Source organism: Marinovum algicola, assembly GCF_900109145.1.
Lineage (GTDB): Bacteria > Pseudomonadota > Alphaproteobacteria > Rhodobacterales > Rhodobacteraceae > Marinovum > Marinovum algicola.
Map to the genome: position 1 here is coordinate 29,223 of NZ_FNYY01000019.1, position 19,349 is coordinate 48,571.

The following is a 19,349-nucleotide window of genomic DNA, read 5'->3' on the forward strand; positions in this document are numbered from 1 at the left end:
TACTTAAATTCCTTCTTCAATCGCCAACCAGAGCCGCAGGGCCTGCCTGGTGTCACCTACATCATGAATTCTTAGAATCTGCACGCCCTGCGCAACCCCGGCAAGCGCCACCGCCACCGATCCGGGCATCCGGTCCTCGGCCCGAGGCGCCTGGCCCACATCGCGGATCAGTCCCTTGCGCGAGGCGCCGAGCAGCAGCGGCACGCCCAGCCCGTGAAACAAGCTCAGGCCGCGCAGCAGCGCAAGGTTGTGCGCGGTGGTCTTGCCAAAGCCGATGCCGGGATCGGCGACGATCCTGTGGCGCGGAATGCCGGCGGCCTCGGCCAGGGCGATCTGGCGAGCCAGAAAATCATAGACTTCGAGCAGCACGTCGCCGTAGCGCGGATTGTCCTGCATGGTCTGCGGCGTGCCCTGGCTGTGCATGATGCAGACCGGCAGCCCTGCCTCGGCGCAGAACGGCGCGAGACCGGCGTCGAACACGAAGCCAGAGACATCGTTGACCAGATGCGCCCCGGCGTCGGCGGCGGCCGCGGCCACCGCCCGTTTGCGGGTGTCGATCGAGATCGGCAGCGGCACCGCCGAGGACAGGGCCTCGATCACCGGCCCAACCCGGCCGATCTCTTCGGCTTCCGAGATATCGACCGCCCCCGGCCGGGTGCTTTCGCCGCCGACATCGATGATGTCGGCCCCGGCATCGGCCATGGCACGGCCATGCGCCAGCGCGCTGTCAAAGCCGCTGTGCCTTCCGCCGTCGGAAAAGCTGTCGGGGGTGACGTTGAGAATGCCCATCAGCCGGGGCCGGTCCATCTCCAGCCCGGCGATGGCCGCACGCGGCGCGCTGAGACACTGCAACAGGTCGTCGGGGATGGCGTCGGCCGCGACAATAGCCCGGCTGCCGTCGTGGCTCAGCCGCTCGGCCTGGGTGAACCAGCCCGGCCCCCCGGCAAGCGCCACGGCACTCTCCGGCCGGGCGGTGCCGCGTTGGACCAGCGGGCGGAAATATGTCTCACGAGTCGCCGTCATGGCGTTCACATGATCCAATCGTTCCGGTCATGCAAGGTGGCGCTGCGTCACCGCGACGGCGCGGGCCTTCAAGCCTTGGGTTTCGGGCAGATCTTCGCCGATCACCAGGAAGTCGCTGGCCTCGATATGCCCCGCGAACCAGGCCGCAAGCGCCACGCTGTCGCGCGGCCGAGTCTTGGGGCCTTCGACCGCGTCCAGAACGATCTTGGACGGCGCCCAGAGGCTCATCTGATCGTGTTTCATGCCCCAGTCGAGCTCGGTCAGCGTGCCGACGACCACACAGCGCGGATCGCGCGCCGCGAGCACCCAGCCGTTCTGCTCGATCGCCAGAAGATCGACCCGGCGCTGCGCCAGCGGATGATCGGCCTCGGGCCGCGCGCCATCGGGCAACCCGACGCAGAGCACGACCGGCGCCGCCTGCCCGGCCAGCCAGTCGAGCCAGCCGGTCAGATGCGGCGCGGCAATGGCCGCATTGGACAGATAGACCACCCGGGGATGCGGCCGCGCGCCGGTGAGCTGCGCGGCATGGGCCGGATCGAGATCGCCCCGGCTGCGCACGATCTCGACCCCCAGCGCGCCGGGCCCGCGATCGAGCTTTTCGATCCGTACGAAGACCCGCATCGCCTGCGGCTCGAGCAGAATGCGCTCGGCCACCCGTTCGGCCAGGGTTTCCAGAAGGTTGAGCCGTTCCTCGGCGAGCTCGAAGGCGATTGCCTCGGTCACCCGGTCATAGCTGAGGATGCGGTCGACATCGTCGTCGATGCGGTCGCCGGCGCGGGCGACCTCGACCACCACGTTGAAACAGACCCGTTGGGTGTGGCCGCGCTCGGACTGAAAGGCGCCGATCTCGACCTCGACGATATGATCGCGTAGCGAGATGCGGTCGCGCGGGGCCGCGCCCTCGGTGGCGGCGGCCCGTTCAGAGGGGTGGGCGAATGCGAAGTGGATGTCCTGGCTCATCGTGGGTTTCCGGCTTTGGGTCTGCCGCCCGTGTCTAGCAGCAATCCTGCCGCGCTGGCAGACCCAAAACCGGCCTGTTCGCCGCAAGAGGCGAAGTGCATGGGCCGTTACTTCTGCGAAAGACGGGTGTCTTCGCGATAGAACTTGTGCACGCCGATGGTGGTGGTGTGGGCAAAGACCCGCGACCAGTTCGGGCGCACCGCCGTGGTGTGGTAATAGGTGGCGCCGCCGGTCAACTTGTGCGGCAGGCCGCTGAGCATCGCCTTGGCGATCTTGGCCACCCGGGCATAGGCGCCGGGATTGCCCACGGTCTCGGCACGGCCATCACAGGTATAGGTGAACTGGCAGGCGTATTTGCGGCCGGTGCCCTGATTGATCACGCCGCAGACCGTGTTCGGGAACTTATTGCTCTCGACGCGGTTGAGAATGACCTCGGCGACGGCAACCTGGCCCTTGATGCTTTCCCCGCGCGCCTCGAAATAGAGCGCTTCGGCCAGACAGGTGAATTGTTCGCCGCCCTTGCCGTTGGGCAGGCTTCTGAGCCAGGCCTCATCGTAGTCGATGGAACCGGCGGATTTGGGCTGATTGGCGCCAAGCGCCCATTTCAACGTGCCCTTGGGCACGGATTTGAGCCCCTTGCGCTCCAGCTGGATCAGGCTGCCGACCTCGTTCGGACGCAATTCGGCCTTGGCACCGTGACCTGGAAGCCCCAGGATCGCGGCCGCTATACCGGCAATTATCAGACGCATTCTATCCCTCACACGCGAAAGCCCGAGAGGGTCCCGGGCTGCTGGCAACCCGCGTTGTATAGTCAGAAAGTGAATTTTCTTCTAGCGGCAGCCTGACGCAGGGCAGAAAACCGCCACAGCGCGGAGGCGGCGCGCGGATAATCCACAAGATCGACCCGGCCGCAAAGGGCCTTCCTCTATATCTTGCCGCCCAACGCAAGTTGCGCCGCAGCAAGCCTCGCGACCGGCACACGGAAGGGTGAACAGGAAACATAGGTGAATCCCATGTCCCGGCAGATGGCAATCGATTCGGGGTTGCCGCCGTGTTCGCCACAGATCGAAAGCACCACGTCGGGCCGCGCCTTGCGGCCGCGCTCGGCCCCGATCCGCAACAGCTCTGCCACGCCGTCGCGGTCCAGCACATGGAACGGATCTTCGGCAAAGACCCCCTGCTTGACGTAATCCGACATGAACCGCCCGGCGTCGTCGCGCGACAGCCCATAGGTCATCTGCGTCAGATCGTTGGTGCCGAAGCTGAGAAAATCGGTATGGCCGGCGATCTCTTCGGCGCGCAGCGCGGCGCGGGGCGTTTCCACCATCACCCCCAGTCGATAGTCGAAATCCCGGCCCCGTTCGTTGCGCACCGCCGCCGCCACCGCGTCGACACGGGTCTTGACGATTTCCACCTCGCGCTTGGCCGAAACCAGCGGGATCATGATTTCCGGCACCACCGGCGCGCCTTCGCGGCTGGCCGCCAGCGTCGCCTCGAAGATGGCGCGGGCCTGCATGTCGTAGATCTCGGGCAGCGTGATGCCCAGCCGCACCCCGCGCATACCCAGCATCGGATTGTATTCGCCCAGAGATTCCACCCGCCGTTCGACATCCGAGACCGGCAGGTCCAGCGCCTCGGCCAGCGCCCGCATGCCGGGCTTGTCCGATGGCAGGAACTCGTGCAGCGGCGGATCGAACAGCCGGATGCAGACCGGCTGGCCCTGCATGATGCGGAACAGCTCGATGAAATCCGCCCGCTGCATCGGCAGGAGCAGCTCCAGCGCCGCCCGCCGGTCCTCGGAGGATTTGGCAAAGATCATCTCGCGCATGACGATCATGCGGTCGGTTTCAAAGAACATATGTTCGGTGCGGCACAGCCCGATGCCGTCGGCCTTGAAGTTGCGCGCGGTCTGGGCGTCCATCGGCGTATCGGCATTGGCGCGGATGTCGATGTCGCGCGCCGCATCGGCCCAGTCCATAAGCGTCTGAAAACTCTCGTCAAGCGCCGCCTCGAGCATCGGCGGGCTGCCGGCCAGCACCTCGCCCGTGGCGCCGTCGATGGTGATCACGTCGCCCTCGTGGAACACCCGGCCATCGGCCGCCACCAGACGTTTCTTTCGGATGTGGAAGGCCAGGCTCGCGGCGCCGACGATGCAGGGAATGCCCATGCCACGGCCGATCACCGCCGCGTGGCTGGTCATGCCGCCGCGTTCGGTCAGCACGCCGACCGCCGCCTGCATGCCGCGAATGTCCTCGGGCGAGGTCTCGCGCCGCACCAGCACACAGGGTTCGTCGCGCGCCGCGCTGGCCTGGGCTGCGGTGGCGCTGAAGACGATCCTGCCGGTGGCCGCGCCGGGGCTGGCGGCAACGCCGTGGCCGAGGATGTCGCGCGGCGCGTCGGTGTCGATCTGACGGTGCAGCAATTCGCTTAGCGCCCGCGGCTCGACCCGCATCAGCGCCTCTTCGCGCGGAATGATCTTGTCCTGTGCCAGCGCCACGGCAATCCGCACCGCCGCCCGGTTCGAGCGACGCACCCGCACCCCGTCGAGCACATGCACCCGCCCGCCCTGGATGGTGAATTCGATCTGCATCTCGGCGCGCAGCTTTCGGCGCATCCGCTCGGCAATGCCGACGATCTCGTTGAAGGCCTCTGGCGCCACCTCTTCCAGCGACGGCCCGCGCTCGTCCCGCGCCAGAAACAGCGCCTCGGCCGCCCCCGAAAGCGCCTCGCGACCCTGGCTCTGGCTCAGGTAGCGCCCGGTAATCTGGCGCAGCCCGGTGTGGCTGTTGACCAGTTGCAGCACGCCTGATCCGGTCTCGCCGTCGCGCGCCTCGGGGTGGCCGATCCCCAGCGCCATCTCCTGCACCACCAGGCCAAGACCGGCATCCGCCGGCGCGCCCTTGGCCTGGCGCAACAGCCGCGCCGTGGTGCCCTCCCAGGCCCGCGCCATCGAGCGCAGCACCTGCGCCAACTGCGCCGCCGGATCCTGCGGAAAGGGTTCTTCGGCCTCGTCTTCATAGGCGCGCAGCGCTTCGGACAGTGCCTGCGGCCCCTCGGCGGTGATCTCTTCAAAGACATCCGGGTCGAGCCGCGCCACATGCAGGGCGTAAGCCTCGACAAACCTTGCATAAAGCGCCGAGGCCGCGTGGCGCCCCAGAGTATCGCACATCTCGACGTAACGAGCATCGTTCATGCCGATATTGAGGATCGCCCCTGGCCCGCCCCAATCCGGATCCTGGCTCGACGGCCGCACGCAGAGCAGCGCGCCCTCGGGAAAGGCGGCGAGGATTTCCGCCATGTCGGGCATGTGTCCGCTGGCGATGCCATGCACGGTTTCGAAGGAAAGCGCCACGGTCGTCGGCACCGGCATGTCGAGCCGCACCAGACGTTGCAGGCATTTCGCCCGCCCGCCATGGGTGTGGGCCTTCATCTGTGCCGTGGGCGTGATCGGCGTGATATCGGGGTTGTCCTGAAGCAAGCGCGGCTCCTTTGCGTTGCAGCGCAGCATAAGCGCCACCACGCATCGCACAAGCGCTAACTCACGCCGCGCCCCGCCATCGTTACATCACCCCATGCCCGGCCCCGCCGACCATCGGGCCCCCCGATCACCCTTCGATACGCGCCAGATCGGCCACCGAAAGACAGGCGGTGCGGATGCTCGACAACAGGTTCAGCCGGTTGCGCCGCAGCACCTCGTTTTCGGCGTTGACCTGCACCGCCTCGAAAAACCCGTCGACCGCCCCGCGCAAGCCCGCCAGCGCCGACATCGCCGCCTCGAAATCCTGACGCTCCAGCGCCGCCTTGATCTTGGGCTCGGCGGCATCCAGCGCGGAAAACAGCGCCTTTTCCTCGGCTTCCTCGGCGAACTTCACGTCGCCACCAAAGCTGTATTCAACCCCGTCCTTCTCTTCGGCCTGAGTCAGGATGTTGTTGGCGCGCTTGAAGCCCTGCAACAGGTTTTCGCCGTCCGACGTGTCGAGGAAGCCCTGCAAGGCCTGGGCGCGTTTGACCAGCAGCGCCAGATCGTCACTGCCCGGCATGGCGACACAGGCGTCGATCACGTCGTGCCGGATACCCTGATCGCGCAGGAAGACCTTCAGACGGTCGTGGACGAAAGAGAGGAGGTCAAAAAGAATTGCCTCCTTAGCTCCATACGTGATTTGGGACCCTTCGACTTCCATTACAGCCGAAACTTTCGCTTTAGCGTCAGCAGACTTCGCCGCGCTATCCAAGAACTCTGCCGTTTGAGGTCCGAAAGCTGATGCCAAGACGACTTCGAGCTCAATAGCTAGATCGTTCTCCAACACCAACCGGATCACCCCCAGCGCCGCGCGGCGCAGGGCAAAGGGATCCTTGCTTCCGGTGGGCTTTTCGTCGATCGCCCAGAAGCCGGTCAAAGTATCGAGTTTGTCGGCCAGCGCCACGGCGACCGAGACCGGCTCGACCGGCACGTCGTCGGAGGGGCCGAGCGGCGAGTAATGGTCGCGGCAGGCGTCGGCCACCGGCTGCGACAACCCGGCCTCCATGGCGTAATACCGCCCCATGATCCCCTGCAACTCGGGGAATTCATAGACCATCTCGGACGACAGATCGGCCTTGGCCACTTTCGCGGCCAGTTCCGCGGCATCGGCGTCCGCCCCGACCATCGGCGCGATCTCGCGTGCCAGTGCGGCGATGCGGGCGATGCGTTCGGCCTGCGAGCCCAGCTTGTTGTGGAAGGTGACCTGCGCCAGCGGCGCCGCCATGCCTTCGAGCCCCGCATCAGCAACGGCGCGCAAGTCGTTCTCCCAAAAGAACTTTGCATCCGACAGCCGGGCCGAGAGAACCTTCTGGTTGCCGGCCAGGATGGTGGCGCCGTTGTCGGCGGTCTCGCGGTTGGCAACGGTGATGAATTTCTCGATCCGGCCGGTCTTGGGATTCTTCACCGAAAAGAACTTCTGGTGCTCTTTCATCGAGGTTTGCAGCACCTCCGGCGGCAGCCCGAGGAAATCGGCGCCGATCTCACCCATCAGCACCACCGGCCATTCCACCAGCCCGGCCACTTCGGCCAGAAGCCCCTTGTCCTCGACCACCTCCAGCCCTTGCGAAAAGGCTGCGTTGGTGGCGTCGTTCCAGATGTGATCGGCCCGCTCCTGCGCATCCAGAACCACATGCGCGCGCTTTAGCTTTGCCGCGTAATCCTCGTAAGATACAACAGAAAACGCATCCGGTGCCATGAAGCGATGGCCGCGGGTCACATCGCCGGCGCGAATGCCGTCGATTTCGAAGGGCACCACCTCGGCGCCGGCCTCGTCGCTCAGCAGGCAGATCACCGAATGCAGCGGCCGCACCCAGCGCAGGCTGCCCGCGCCCCAGCGCATCGACTTCGGCCAGGGGAAGTTGCGGATCACCTCTTCCAGCACCTCGGCGACGATCTCTGCCGCCGGACGGCCGGGCTTGGTGATGGTGGCGAAATAGACCGCGCCCTTGGGGGTTTCGCGTTCCTCAAGATCGTCGCGGCTCACACCGGCACCGCGCAGAAACCCCTCGATCGCCTTGTCGGGCGCGCCCACCTTGGGGCCCTTGCGCTCTTCGCGCACGGTGGGGCTTTCGGCCAGCAGCCCCTCGACGGTCAGCGCCAGCCGGCGCGGCGTCGAAAAGGCGGCGGCGGAGGCATAGGTCAGCCCGGCCTCGACCAGCCCGTCGGTCATCCGCTTTTTCAGGTCGTCACAGGCGCGCGCCTGCATCCGCGCGGGAATTTCTTCGGAAAAGAGTTCGATAAGCAGGTCGGGCATAGGGTCACCGGGGGTTCTGGATCAACGCCCCGGTGCTTAATGCCCCTGCCCCTGCACGGCAAGCCGATAGCGGCGAAATCGCTATCCCATCTTCTGGCCGGGCCGGGCACCTCTGCCGAAGGCTCGACGCGGGAGGCCGGTGCACCGTGCTCAGTCGGTGGAATTCTCGCGCGGGGGGCATTCCTCGCCCACCACGGTGCCGTCATAGGCCTTGTCGCCGCAGTCGTTCAGCTCGTGCCAGACAAAGCCGCGCCCGTCATCGGTGATCGCCACCACCCGGTCGACGCCATATGCCACGTTCTTCTGGCTCAGAAAGGTCAGCGCGTCCCCGGCCGCCAACGCGGCGCCGATGGCCTCGGCGTCGAAACAGTCGAACCAGCCGGGCGCAATGCGCGGCTCGGCATCGTCGTAGATTTCATAGGTCTCGGTCAGCATGGCGAGGCTGTGGATGGTGGTGAAGCAGGCGCGGTAGCGGATCGGCGAGCTGTCGGCGTCGATCGCCTCGAAGGCGTCATAGACGATCGGCTCCGGCACGCCGGACGTCAGCGAGACAAGCTGCACGTCATCCTGACCGTTGGCGGCCACCGGCGAGTAGAAGGCATAGATCTGCATGTAGTAGACCAGCGCGCCCGCGACCAAAGCCACCAAGACGATCACCCCCGCAATAATCCGGCCGCTCATTCTGCGGCCTCCGCCACATGGCCGCCCGCCTCGGTCAGCACGAAGGCATCGGCGCAGGCCTTGGCCAGCGTCCTGACCCGGCCGATATAAGCCTGCCGTTCCGTGACCGAGATCACGCCCCGGGCGTCGAGCAGGTTGAAGATATGGCTGGCCTTGATGCATTGGTCATAGGCCGGATGCGCCATAACGATGCGCTTGCCGGTCTTGGGATCGTGATGCGGCGCCTCAAGGATGCGGGCGCATTCCGCCTCGGCCTCTTCGAAATGCCGCAACAGCACCTCGGTGTCGGCCACATCGAAATTCCAGCGGGAATATTCCTGCTCGGTCTGGCGAAACACGTCGCCATAGCTGAGCGCGATCGGCGTTTGGGGATCGTTGTAGGGCATGTCCATCACGTGATCGATGCCCAGCACATACATCGCCAGCCGCTCGAGCCCGTAGGTCAACTCGCCCGAGACCGGGTGGCAATCATGGCCGCCGACCTGCTGGAAATAGGTGAACTGGCTGACTTCCATGCCGTCGCACCAGACCTCCCAGCCCAGGCCCCAGGCGCCCAGTGTCGGGCTCTCCCAGTCATCCTCGACGAAGCGGATATCGTGCAGCGCCATGTCGATGCCGATGGCTTGCAGCGAACCGAGGTAGAGCGCCTGAAGATCGGGCGGACTGGGTTTGATCAGCACCTGATACTGGTAGTAATGCTGAAGCCGGTTCGGGTTCTCGCCGTAACGGCCGTCGGTGGGGCGGCGCGAGGGCTGAACATAGGCCGCGGCCCAGGGCTTCGAACCGAGCGACCGCAGGGTGGTGGCGGGGTGAAAGGTGCCGGCGCCGACCTCCATGTCATAGGGCTGCATCACGGCGCAGCCCTGCTCGGCCCAATAGGCCTGGAGCCGCAGGATGATCTCCTGGAAAGAGCGCGGTTTGGTGGCGGTGTCGCGTGTCATGTCATGGCCTTTGCAAGCTTTGCGCCTGCTTAGGCGGATGCGGCGCGAGGGTCAATCAGAGGCCCCGGATTGGCGGCAAATAGTGTCCTGCGGCATTGCGGCAACCCTGGACTGACGATCACGTGACAAAAGCGGAAATCCGCCACTTTCAACGTGCAAGCCGGCCGCCATGCTCTACACTGGTTCGATACGACAGATATGCAGGCCAGGACGACCCACACATATGACACGTTTGTTTTTTGCCACCCTTTGCGCGCTGGTATTTTCCCTGAGCGCCGCCATCGCCCAGGACAACCGGGCCTGGATTCAGATCGAGGCGCTGCCCAGCCTACTCGAAGCCGAAGACCGGGTGCGCGATTACGCCGAATTTCTGCCCAATGTGAACGGATTTGCCGTGGGATCGGGCTGGTATGCGGTGGCGCTCGGGCCCTATGCCTCGCGCAATGCCGCCAATGGCGAGCTGCGCCAACTGCGTGCCCGGGGCCGGGTGCCGCGGGACAGTTTTGTCGTCGGCGCGCAGTCGCTGCAACGCCAGTTCTGGCCGGTGGGCGCCGATGCGCAGACCGCACCGCCGCCGGTCGAGACCTCGGACCTGCCGGATGACCAGGCGGCGGAGGCGGCGGCAGAGGCGGCGCCCGGCGCCCCGGAGGTGCCGGAGGAAACCCTGGCCCAGGCCCGCCGCAGCGAGGCGCAGATGACCGGCCAGGAGAAACGCGACTTGCAGGTCGCGCTGCAATGGGCCGGCTTTTACAATGCCGCCATCGACGGCGCCTATGGCGCCGGCACCCGCCGCGCCATGGCAGCCTGGCAAGAGGCCAACGGCCATGAGGCCACCAGCGTGATGACCACCCGCCAGCGGGCCCTGGCCTTGCGGCAATACAATGCCGTGCTCGAGGGCATGGACCTGCAACAGGTCACCGACAGCCAGGCCGGGATCGAGATGCTGCTGCCGCTGGGCGTGGTGGCATTCGAGGCGCATGAGGCGCCTTTTGCCCGCTATGCGGCCACCGGCGATCTGCCGGCCCAGGTGCTGCTGATTTCTCAGGCCGGTGACCGGCGCCGCCTGTTCGGTCTCTACGACATCCTGCAAACCCTGGAAGTCGTGCCGCTTGACGGCCCGCGCGAGCGCCGCGACGACGGTTTCAGCATCACCGGCCGCAATGACGAGATCGTCTCGCACACCGAGGTCAGCCTGCGGGACGGCGAGATCAAGGGGTTCATGCTGGTCTGGCCGGCCGGCGACGAAGACCGCCGGACGCGGGTGCTTCAGGAGATGTCGGAGAGTTTCACCCGCCTCGCCGGCGTGCTGCCGTCTGACCTGGGGGTCGATGACAGCCAGTCGGTCGACCTGCTGTCGGGACTGCAAATCCGCAAGCCGCGGGTGTCGCGCACCGGGTTCTTTGTCGCGGCGGATGGCACCGTGCTGACCACCCTGGAGGCGGTCGAGGGCTGCACCCGGGTCACGCTCGATGGCACGACCGAGGCGCGTGTCGCCGCGACCGACACCGCGCTGGGCATGGCCCTGCTGACGCCCCAGAGCGCCCTGGCGCCGCTGGAGGTGGCCGAACTGGCCAGCGCCTCGCCGCGCCTGCAATCCGAGATCGCGGTTGCGGGCTTTTCCTACGAAGGTGTGCTGGGCGCGCCCTCGATGACCTTTGGGACGCTGGTCGATCTGCGCGGGCTGAACGGCGAGGACGCGCTCGACCGGGTGGCGCTCTCGGCCCTGCCCGGCGATGCCGGCGGGCCGGTGATGGACCGCTCGGGCGCGGTGATCGGCATGCTGTTGCCGCGCGACGGCGACGGTCGGAGGCTGCCCGAGGAGGTCAGCTTTGCCGCCGATGCCAGCGCGCTGGAGGCGGCGATGCGGCAGGCCGGCGTCACGGCGCGGATGGCGCCGGGCGGCGCGGAGATGGCGCCGGAGGATCTGACCAACAAGGCGCGCGGAATGGCGGTCCTGGTGAGCTGCTGGGACTGATGCCGCAGCGGGGATGGGGGCGCTGCCCCCGTCCCTGCGGGACTCCCCCGAGGGTATTTTCGGCAAGAGGAAGAGCCGGGCTGCGTCAGCGGGGTCGGTCGCAGCCCATGGCGGCGCCAAAGCTGTCGCGGCCCCGGTGGGGGCCGAGATCCCTGCGGGTAAGCGTGCCGTCGTTCAGAGTGACGGCGACCAGCCTGCGCCACTGCGCATCGGCGAGGATCATCTCGGGGCCCTGGCCGCAGTCGCGGATGCCGCCGGCAATGTCGGGCGCGCCGATCCGGTGGTTGCTGAGCCCTTGCAGCTGCGCCACCTCGCGCAGCCCGTCCCCGGCCTCATAGCGCCAGACCCGCAGCACACGCGCCAGATGCGGCCGGTCGACATAGGCGATTTCCATCCTGCCGTCGCCGTCGAGATCCGCGGCGCCCAGCGGCGCCAGCCAGCGGAAGCGCGTGCCGATGAAAGGTGTCGCGGCACGGCGTTGCACGGCGCCGTCGTCCAGCCCCCAGATCGCCAGCCGGGCGCCCCGGTCGCGGTGGCTTTCCACCACGATGACCTCGGGCGGGCCCTGCCCGTCAAGCTGCGCCAGCCGCGGCGCGACATCCTCGAAGACCAGGGCCTCGGGCAGGTCCACGCTGTGGCGGCTGCCGCCGCAGATGACCTGCAAGCTGCCCCATTCCAGATCGTCGCCCAGCACGCCATGCGGATAGCGATCGGTCGGCGCGCCATAGCTGGCCTGCATCGGCCTCTCGCCACAGGGCGGCTTGTCCGGTGTTTGTGCCGCGGCAGCCCCGGCCAGCCACAGGGCTGCCGCCAGCCAAGCGCCGCGGGCGGGGCCGCGCCGGGGGCGCAGCGGGTGACGCGGCGCGCCGCTCAGATCTGTTTCTCCGGCATCTGGACGACCAGGCCGTCCAGGTCGTCGGAGACCTTGAGCTGACAGGTCAGCCGCGAGCGCTCGGGGTCGGGCTCGTAGGCGAAATCGAGCATGTCCTCTTCCATGGCATCCATCGGCGGCAGTTTTTGGGTCCAGGCCTTGTCGACATAGACGTGACAGGTGGAACAGGCGCAGGCGCCGCCGCAATCGGCCTCGATGCCGGGAATGTTGTTGTCGCGCGCGCCTTCCATCACGGTCAGCCCGGTGGCCACGTCGACCTCGTGCCGGGTGCCGTTGTGCTCGATATAGGTGATCTTCGCCATGCCTTGCCCTCTTTCGGAATCTCGCCTTGGTGTTAGCAAAGCCTCTTATGGTGTTTCATCCCCTTTTGCGACCCCGCCTCTTGCAACTTGCGGTGAGGTGTGAATGTTCTATATTCGTTCTAATGAAGATCCTGCGTGCTGCCCCCTCCGGCTCTGCTCTCTCCGACCCGGCGCGTCCGGTTCGCTCCGGGCCCTCCCGCGGCGGTCCGGGCGCCTCCGGTCCGGGCGTCTCTGGCCGCGAGGACTGGCCCCGTCCGCCGGCCGCGCTTCAGGCCGCGCGGCTGGCCGAACCGCCGGAGGGCGCGCGGGTCACCGTGGCGGGGCTGGTGATCCTGCGGCAACGGCCCGGGACGGCCAAAGGGGTGATCTTTGTCACGCTGGAAGATGAGACCGGGGTGGTCAATGTCATCGTCTGGCGCAAGCTCTACGAACGGTTTCGCCGGGCGGTGATCGCCGGCCGCCTGTTGCGCGTCACCGGCCGGGTGCAACGCGAGGCCGGGGTGATCCATGTGATCGCCGAAGAGGTCGAGGACATCTCGGCCATGCTCGACAGTCTTCTCGATGTCACAGATCCCGGCGAAGGTGCCGCCCCGCCGTCCGTCCTGCTTTCCGCCCCGGGCCAAAGCCGCTAACCTGCCCCAAAGCCCCCGGCAGAGGGCAAGAGGCAGAAGCAGATGATCCACCGCACCGCATCCCGAAGGGCCTGCGTCGCGCCGCTTGGCGTGGCGCTTTGTCTTGCCCTGGCCAGTTGCGCTCCGCCCCCCGATCCCCCCACCCGCTTTGCCTTTACCGCGCTGGAGCGGGCCCGGGTGCCCGCCCCCGCAGGCGCGCGGCCCGGCAGTTGCTGGGCCCGCGACGTGACGCCGGCCGTACTCGAGACGCGCACCGCGCAGGTGCTGGAACAGCCCGCCATCCTCAATGCCGACGGCTCGCTGCTGGCGCCGGCAATCTATGCCACCGAGATTCAGCAGGAGATCGTCACCCCGCGCCGGGAATATGTCTTCGAGACGCTCTGCGCCGAGGAGATCACGCCGGAATTCGTCGCTTCGCTGCAACGCGCGCTTCAGGTGCGCGGCAAATACGATGGCGCGATCTCGGGCGAGATCAACCCCGCCACCGAGGCCGCGCTGCGGCTTTATCAGCGGGCGCAGGGGGTCGAAACGGCGCTGCTGACGATCGAGACCGCCCGCGAGCTGGGGCTGGCGGCGGTCGAGCTGGGCTGAGCCACAGACAAAAAGGGGCGCCCCGCAGGACGCCCCCTTTCGGTCTCACGCAAGGAGCGAGATCATTCTTCCAGACCAAGCGCCACAAAGCGCGGGTCACCGGCGCGCCGCACCAGCAGCAGCAGCGACTTGCGACCGGCCTCGCGGGCGGCCTCGATCTGCTCTTCCAGGGCGGCGATCTCGGTCACCTTCTGCTGGCCCGCTTCGGTGATGACGTCACCGGCGCGCAGGCCCTTTTCATAGGCTTCCGACATCTCGTCGACATCGGTCACCACCAGCCCCTCGGCGCTGGCCGGCAGCTCGAGCTGTCCGCGCAGCTCGTCGTTCATCGGCGAGACGGTGAGGCCGAGGATCTCGGCCTCTGCCGGGGCGGTCTCTTCCAGCGGCTGCGAGGCCGGCACCGCGGTGCCTTCGGCCTCTTCGCGGCGGCCCAGGGTCACCTTCAGCGTCTGGGTCTTGCCCTCGCGATTGACGACCACTAGAACCGACTTGCCGACGGTGGTGTTGCCCACCTGCCGGACCAGCGAACGGGTGTCGCTCACGTCGCGGCCATCGAACTTGACGATCACGTCCCCGGCTTCCATGCCGGCTTCCATCGCCGGGCCTTCGGGAACATCAGTCACCAGCGCGCCGGAGGTGGTCTCGAGCCCCATGGCCTCGGCCACGTCCTCTGTCACGTCCTGGATGCGCACGCCAAGCCAGCCACGGCGGGTCTCGCCGTATTCCTTGAGCTGGTCGACGACCTTGGTCACCACGTTCGACGCCATCGAAAAGCCGATGCCGATCGAGCCGCCATTGGGCGAAAGGATCGCGGTGTTCACGCCGATCACATTGCCGTCCATGTCGAACAGCGGGCCGCCCGAGTTGCCGCGATTGATCGCGGCGTCGGTCTGGATGTAATCGTCATAGGTGCCCGACAGCGCGCGGTTGCGGGCCGAGACGATGCCGGCCGAAACCGAAAAGCCCTGACCCAGCGGGTTGCCCATGGCCATCACCCAGTCACCGACACGGGCGGTGTCGCTGTCGCCAAAGCTGACGAAGGGCAGCGCCGCATCGGCCTCGACCTTGAGCAGCGCGATGTCGGTCTTGGGATCGGTGCCGATCACTTCGGCCGGCAGCTCCCGGCCGCCGAAGAACTCGATCAGGATCTCGTCCGCGCCGTCAATCACGTGGTTGTTGGTGACCACGAAGCCGTCTTCAGAGATCACGAAGCCCGAACCCAGCGCCGAGGACCGGCGCGGCCGGTCGCCCTGCCCCTGACCGTTGCGGTCCTGGAACTCGCGAAAGAAATCCTCGAAGGGCGAGCCTTCGGGAACGATGCCCTGCGGGCCGGTGCGGCCGGCGACGGTGGTCGTGGTGGTGATGTTGACCACGGCCGGGCTGATGCTTTCGGCCAGATCGGCAAAGCTGTCAGGTGCGCCGCGCGCCGCGGCAGCCAGCGCCTGGGTCAGCACGAACATCACCGAGATGCCCAGCATCCACAGCATGCGCAGACGCGCGGGATGCGTCTGGTGCTCTGCTCGGGCAATTGCATTGAATTGGGGTCTCAATTGAAGAACTCCTCCTGTTTGACCGCACGCCGCGGTCACTGCCTGAATAACCAGTGCCAATGTAGGTACTCAAAAGCCACAAACAAAGGAACTCTCGCGCCTTCAACCACCTGTGATTTGATCGTGAAGAAAGTAACACATCCGCAACCGGCCCACGATCACATCCGCGGCAGACCTCATCCGCCCAGCGTCTTGGCGATCCAGACCATCAGCACGCCGAGCACCAGTGCCAGCAGGCCGAGGTTGCGGCGCTGGGTCTCCGGCAGGGCGCGCAACGCTTCCAGCAGCTGTTCCACAAGCGAAGGGGCCAGCGCATAGGCCAGCCCCTCCACGATCAAGACCAGCCCGAGGGCCAGAAATGCGGTTTCGATCATTGCGTCACGGCCGCGTCGCCGCTGTCGTCGACCGGTGCCTCGGGGGCGGGGGTCGTTTCGGGCGACGGCGCGTCGGCGGGCGCCGCTTCGGATGCCTCCTCGGCCGGGGCCTCAGCCGCGGGGGCCGCGGCCGTATCGCGCCGCCGGTCGGCCTGCGCCCCGGTGTCGGATTTCAGATAGTTGAAGAAATCGCTGTCGGGCGACAGGACCAGCGTCGAATTGCCTTCCTGCAAGGCACGCTGATAGGCGGTAAGCGACCGGTAGAACTCGAAGAACTCCGGGTCTTCGCCAAAGGCCGCGGCAAAGATGCCGTTCCGACGGGCGTCGGCCTCACCGCGGATGATCTCGGCCTGGCGGGCCGCATCCGAGGTCAGCTCGACCACGGTCCGGTCTGCCTGGGCGCGCACCCTCTGCGCCGCCTCGTTACCGCGGGCGCGTTCATCGGTCGCCTCCCGCTCACGCTCGGCGCGCATCCGCGCAAAGGTCGCATCGAGGTTTTCCGCCGGCAGGTCGGTGCGCTTGAGCCGCACATCGAGCAGGTCGAGGCCCAGCTCGCGGGCATCCTCCAGCGCGCCATTGCGGATCCGCAGCATCAGCGCGGCCCGGTCGGAGCTCAGGATATCGTTGGACGAGACCGAGCCGAGGATTTCCCGGGTCTGCGACCGCAGGATCGAGTCGAGCCGTTGCCCGGCCACCTCGATCGCCAGGTCGCCGCCGGCACCGGTGGCTTCGCGGAACTGGTTCACATCGGCGATCCGGTAGCGCGCGAAGGCATCGACCACCAGGCGGCGATCATCCAGCGGCGTCACTTCGAGCGGATCGACATCGCGGCTCAGGATACGGTCGTCATAGCGCACCACGTCCTGGATCAGCGGCAGCTTGAAGTTCAGCCCCGGCTCTTCCTTGACCGCGACCACGCGGCCAAATTGCAGCACCAGCGCCTTTTCGCGTTCGTCGACGATGAACACCGCCGACAGGGCCACCATCAGGGCGACCACGGCGACGGGCAGAAGATAGGTGGTTCTCCGCATCAGTTGGACCCTCCGGTATTGGTGGTGGCGGTGTTGCGGCGCAGTTCATTGAGCGGGAGATAGGGGACAACGCCCTGCCCGCCGCCGGCGCCGTTTTCGTCGAGGATGATCTTGTCGACCCGGCCCAGCACCTGCTCCATGGTTTCGAGATAGAGGCGGCGGCGGGTGACTTCCGGCGCCTTTTCGTATTCCTGCAAGACGGCAGAGAAGCGGCTGGCTTCACCTTCGGCCTCGTTCACCACCTGGGCGCGATAGCCTTCGGCCTGCTCGAGAAGCTGCGCGGCTTCACCCCGCGCCTCGGCGAGAACCCGGTTGGCGTAGGCGTCGGCGACGTTTTGCAGACGGTCCCGCTCCTGCTCGGCGGCCTGAACATCGCGGAAGGCCGCGATGACCGGCGTCGGCGGGTCGGCCTTGTCAAAGTTGACACGGACGATGTTGACGCCGCTGTCATAGCTGTCGAGCGTCGACTGGATCAGATCCTGAAGCCGCGCGGCGATCACGCCCCGGTCGCGGTTGAGGATCGGCGCCAGATCGGATTGCGCGATGATCTCGCGCATGGCCGATTCCGACACCGCCCGGATGGTCGGCTGCGGCTGGCGCAGGTTGAACAGGAATTTCGCCGGATCGTTGATGTTCCAGACCACCTGGAAATCGATGTCGACGATATTCTCGTCCCCGGTCAGCATCAGGCCGGCATCGCTGCCACGGCCGCCGACGCCGATGTCTTCGGTCTGTTCTCGGGTCACCGGAATGACCTCGGCGGTGACCAGAGGCCAGGGCGCAAAGTTCAGACCGGGGCTGCCGGTGCTGGAGTAATCGCCGAGAAACAGCTCGACCGATTGTTCCTCGGGCTTGACGGTATAAAAGCTCGCCATCGCCCAGAGGATCACCGCGCCGACAATGCCGAGGCCGATGGTGCCCCGGGTCAGCATCGGGCCATTGCCCCGGCCGCCACCGCCGCCGCCGCCGTTCTGACGGCCATCGCCGCCGCGTCCGCCCATGAGCACACGAAGCTGCTCCTGGCCTTTCTTCATCAATTCGTCGATCTCGGGGATCTGTGGGTTCTCGCCGTCGCCGGGGCGACGTCCGCCGCCCCTCTTGCCACCGCCGGAGCCGCGCCCGTCGTCGCCCGATCCACCCGAGCCGCCAGAGCCACCGCCCCAGGGTCCGCCAGAATTGCCTGCCATTTCCGCTCTTCCCTTCAGGTTCGCTTCATCTCTTGTCCTCTCCCTAAAATCGGGGAGCGGACGGTCATATTCAACCCGTACGTACCGGAGTCCGCATGGTCACGATCTCTTCGGACATGGTCGGATGCACCGCCACGGTCCGGTCGAAATCCTCTTTGGTCGCCCCCATCTTCACGGCGATGCCGGCCAGCTGGATCATCTCGCCGGCCTGCGGCGCCACGATGTGGCAGCCCAGAACCTTGCGGCTCTCCTGGCTGACCACGAGCTTCATCATCACCCGGTCGGACTTGCCGATAAAGGCGGTGTGCATCGGCCGGAACGAGGTGCAATAGACCTCGATCGGCTCGCGCTCGCGCGCCGCCTCTTCGCTCAAGCCCACGGTGCCCATCTCGGGCTGGGTGAAGATCGCGCTGGGGATCATCTCGTGATCGACCGGCGTCGGGTTGCCCTTGAACACGGTCTCGACAAAGGCCATGCCCTCGCGGATCGCCACCGGGGTGAGGTTGACCCGGTTGGTCACATCGCCGATGGCATAGACCGAGGGCACCGCCGTCTGGCTGTATTCATCCACCTCGATCTGGCCGCCGCGGCCCAGCTTCACGCCGATTTCCTCGAGGCCCAGATCCTTGGAATTGGGCGCCCGGCCGGTCGCGAACATCACCTGATCGACGGTGTATTCCTGGCCGTTGGTGGCCTTGACCCAGATGCCGTCGTCGACCTTCTTCATCTCGAGCACATTGGTGCCGAGGTGCAGATCGACACCGTTCTGAATCATCTCTTCCGAGACCAGCCCGCGCGCCTCTTCGTCGAAGCCCCGCAGGATCTGCGCGCCGCGATAGAATTGCGTGGTCTTCACGCCCAAGCCATTCATGATGCAGGCAAATTCACAGGCGATATAGCCACCGCCGACGATCAGCATGCGTTCCGGCAACACGTCGAGATGGAAGATCTCGTTCGAGGTGATCGCCAGCTCCGCGCCGGGGATATCCGGCCGCACCGGCCAGCCGCCGGTGGCAACAAGGATATGTTTGGCGGTCTTTGTCTCGCCGGTCGAAAGCTCCACCGTATGCGGATCGGAGATCCGGGCGCGGGCGTCGAATGTCTCGACACCGTTGTTGGCCAGGATCTTGCGATAGACCCCTTCCAGCCGGTCAAGTTCGGACTCCAGGGTGCCGCGAAACTTTGGCCAATCGAAGCCGCCTGCCATCATCGTCCAGCCGTAGTCCTGCGCCTCCTTGGCCGAGACGCCGTAACCCGAGGCAAAGACCATCAGCTTTTTCGGCACGCAGCCGCGTTGCACGCAGGTGCCGCCATAGCGGTCTTCCTCGGCCAGAGCGACCTTGGCGCCGGCTTCACCCGCCGCAACCCGTGCAGCGCGGACGCCACCGGAGCCGCCACCGATGACAAACAGGTCGTAGTCAAATTCCATGAAGGAT

General features: G+C 66.6%; 17 protein-coding genes. 3 read left to right on the forward strand and 14 right to left on the reverse strand.

What is annotated here, in order from left to right; all coding sequences use genetic code 11:
- Window positions 1-3 precede the first annotated feature (3 nt).
- The 7 genes from folP to BMW90_RS20145 form a co-directional block, all read right to left on the reverse strand.
- Window positions 4-1,023, reverse strand: coding sequence for a dihydropteroate synthase (gene folP / locus BMW90_RS20115; RefSeq protein ID WP_074838635.1), 1,020 nt, complete (start codon window positions 1,021-1,023; stop codon window positions 4-6).
- A gap of 27 nt (window positions 1,024-1,050) precedes the next feature.
- Window positions 1,051-1,983, reverse strand: coding sequence for a dihydroneopterin aldolase (locus tag BMW90_RS20120; RefSeq protein ID WP_074838524.1), 933 nt, complete (start codon window positions 1,981-1,983; stop codon window positions 1,051-1,053).
- A 107-nt stretch (window positions 1,984-2,090) separates the two neighbouring features.
- Entirely contained in the window at window positions 2,091-2,732 is a 642-nt protein-coding gene (locus BMW90_RS20125) for a cell wall hydrolase (RefSeq protein ID WP_053083360.1), read from the reverse strand.
- Between the two features lie 176 nt (window positions 2,733-2,908).
- Window positions 2,909-5,491: a putative PEP-binding protein gene (locus tag BMW90_RS20130; protein ID WP_170850591.1), complete on the reverse strand. Its 2,583-nt coding sequence runs from the start codon at window positions 5,489-5,491 to the stop codon at window positions 2,909-2,911.
- Window positions 5,492-5,588: 97 nt separating this feature from the next.
- Window positions 5,589-7,757 carry a glycine--tRNA ligase subunit beta gene (gene glyS / locus BMW90_RS20135; protein WP_074838530.1) on the reverse strand — a complete coding sequence of 723 codons (2,169 nt, stop codon included), beginning with the start codon at window positions 7,755-7,757 and terminating at the stop codon, window positions 5,589-5,591.
- 150 nt (window positions 7,758-7,907) lie between these two features.
- Entirely contained in the window at window positions 7,908-8,438 is a 531-nt protein-coding gene (locus BMW90_RS20140; protein ID WP_074838532.1) for a DUF6446 family protein, read from the reverse strand.
- Window positions 8,435-9,379 carry a glycine--tRNA ligase subunit alpha gene (locus tag BMW90_RS20145; protein WP_074838535.1) on the reverse strand — a complete coding sequence of 315 codons (945 nt, stop codon included), beginning with the start codon at window positions 9,377-9,379 and terminating at the stop codon, window positions 8,435-8,437. Before BMW90_RS20145 ends, BMW90_RS20140 begins: the two co-directional genes overlap by 4 nt.
- Window positions 9,380-9,602: 223 nt before the next feature.
- Between BMW90_RS20145 and BMW90_RS20150 the strand changes: the two genes are divergently transcribed.
- Window positions 9,603-11,354, forward strand: coding sequence for a trypsin-like peptidase domain-containing protein (locus tag BMW90_RS20150; protein WP_074838538.1), 1,752 nt, complete (start codon window positions 9,603-9,605; stop codon window positions 11,352-11,354).
- Window positions 11,355-11,439: 85 nt separating this feature from the next.
- Here the strand turns inward: BMW90_RS20150 and BMW90_RS20155 are convergent, their stop codons facing one another.
- Entirely contained in the window at window positions 11,440-12,093 is a 654-nt protein-coding gene (locus BMW90_RS20155) for an FG-GAP repeat domain-containing protein (RefSeq protein WP_139211491.1), read from the reverse strand.
- A 131-nt stretch (window positions 12,094-12,224) separates the two neighbouring features.
- Entirely contained in the window at window positions 12,225-12,548 is a 324-nt protein-coding gene (locus BMW90_RS20160) for a 2Fe-2S iron-sulfur cluster-binding protein (RefSeq protein ID WP_074838540.1), read from the reverse strand.
- 281 nt (window positions 12,549-12,829) lie between these two features.
- Here BMW90_RS20160 and BMW90_RS20165 point away from each other — a divergent pair, with 281 nt between their 5' ends.
- Both BMW90_RS20165 and BMW90_RS20170 read left to right on the forward strand, forming a co-directional pair.
- On the forward strand, window positions 12,830-13,180 hold the full coding sequence (locus BMW90_RS20165) for an OB-fold nucleic acid binding domain-containing protein (protein WP_244526563.1): 351 nt from the start codon (window positions 12,830-12,832) through the stop codon (window positions 13,178-13,180).
- A 42-nt stretch (window positions 13,181-13,222) separates the two neighbouring features.
- Entirely contained in the window at window positions 13,223-13,771 is a 549-nt protein-coding gene (locus BMW90_RS20170) for a peptidoglycan-binding domain-containing protein (protein ID WP_074838543.1), read from the forward strand.
- Window positions 13,772-13,833: 62 nt separating this feature from the next.
- Here BMW90_RS20170 and BMW90_RS20175 read toward each other — a convergent pair whose 3' ends face one another.
- From BMW90_RS20175 to gor, 5 genes are all read right to left on the reverse strand, one after another.
- Window positions 13,834-15,258, reverse strand: coding sequence for a DegQ family serine endoprotease (locus tag BMW90_RS20175; RefSeq protein ID WP_074838545.1), 1,425 nt, complete (start codon window positions 15,256-15,258; stop codon window positions 13,834-13,836).
- 239 nt (window positions 15,259-15,497) lie between these two features.
- Window positions 15,498-15,695 (reverse strand): DUF2065 domain-containing protein, encoded by a 198-nt coding sequence (locus tag BMW90_RS20180; RefSeq protein ID WP_048532152.1) that lies wholly within the window; start codon window positions 15,693-15,695, stop codon window positions 15,498-15,500.
- Window positions 15,692-16,726, reverse strand: coding sequence for a protease modulator HflC (hflC, locus tag BMW90_RS20185; protein WP_048532153.1), 1,035 nt, complete (start codon window positions 16,724-16,726; stop codon window positions 15,692-15,694). The genes BMW90_RS20180 and hflC overlap by 4 nt, the downstream gene beginning before the upstream one ends.
- Window positions 16,726-17,913: an FtsH protease activity modulator HflK gene (hflK, locus tag BMW90_RS20190; RefSeq protein WP_074838548.1), complete on the reverse strand. Its 1,188-nt coding sequence runs from the start codon at window positions 17,911-17,913 to the stop codon at window positions 16,726-16,728. The genes hflC and hflK overlap by 1 nt, the downstream gene beginning before the upstream one ends.
- Window positions 17,914-17,983: 70 nt before the next feature.
- Window positions 17,984-19,342: a glutathione-disulfide reductase gene (gene gor / locus BMW90_RS20195; protein WP_048532155.1), complete on the reverse strand. Its 1,359-nt coding sequence runs from the start codon at window positions 19,340-19,342 to the stop codon at window positions 17,984-17,986.
- Between the last annotated feature and the right edge of the window lie 7 nt (window positions 19,343-19,349).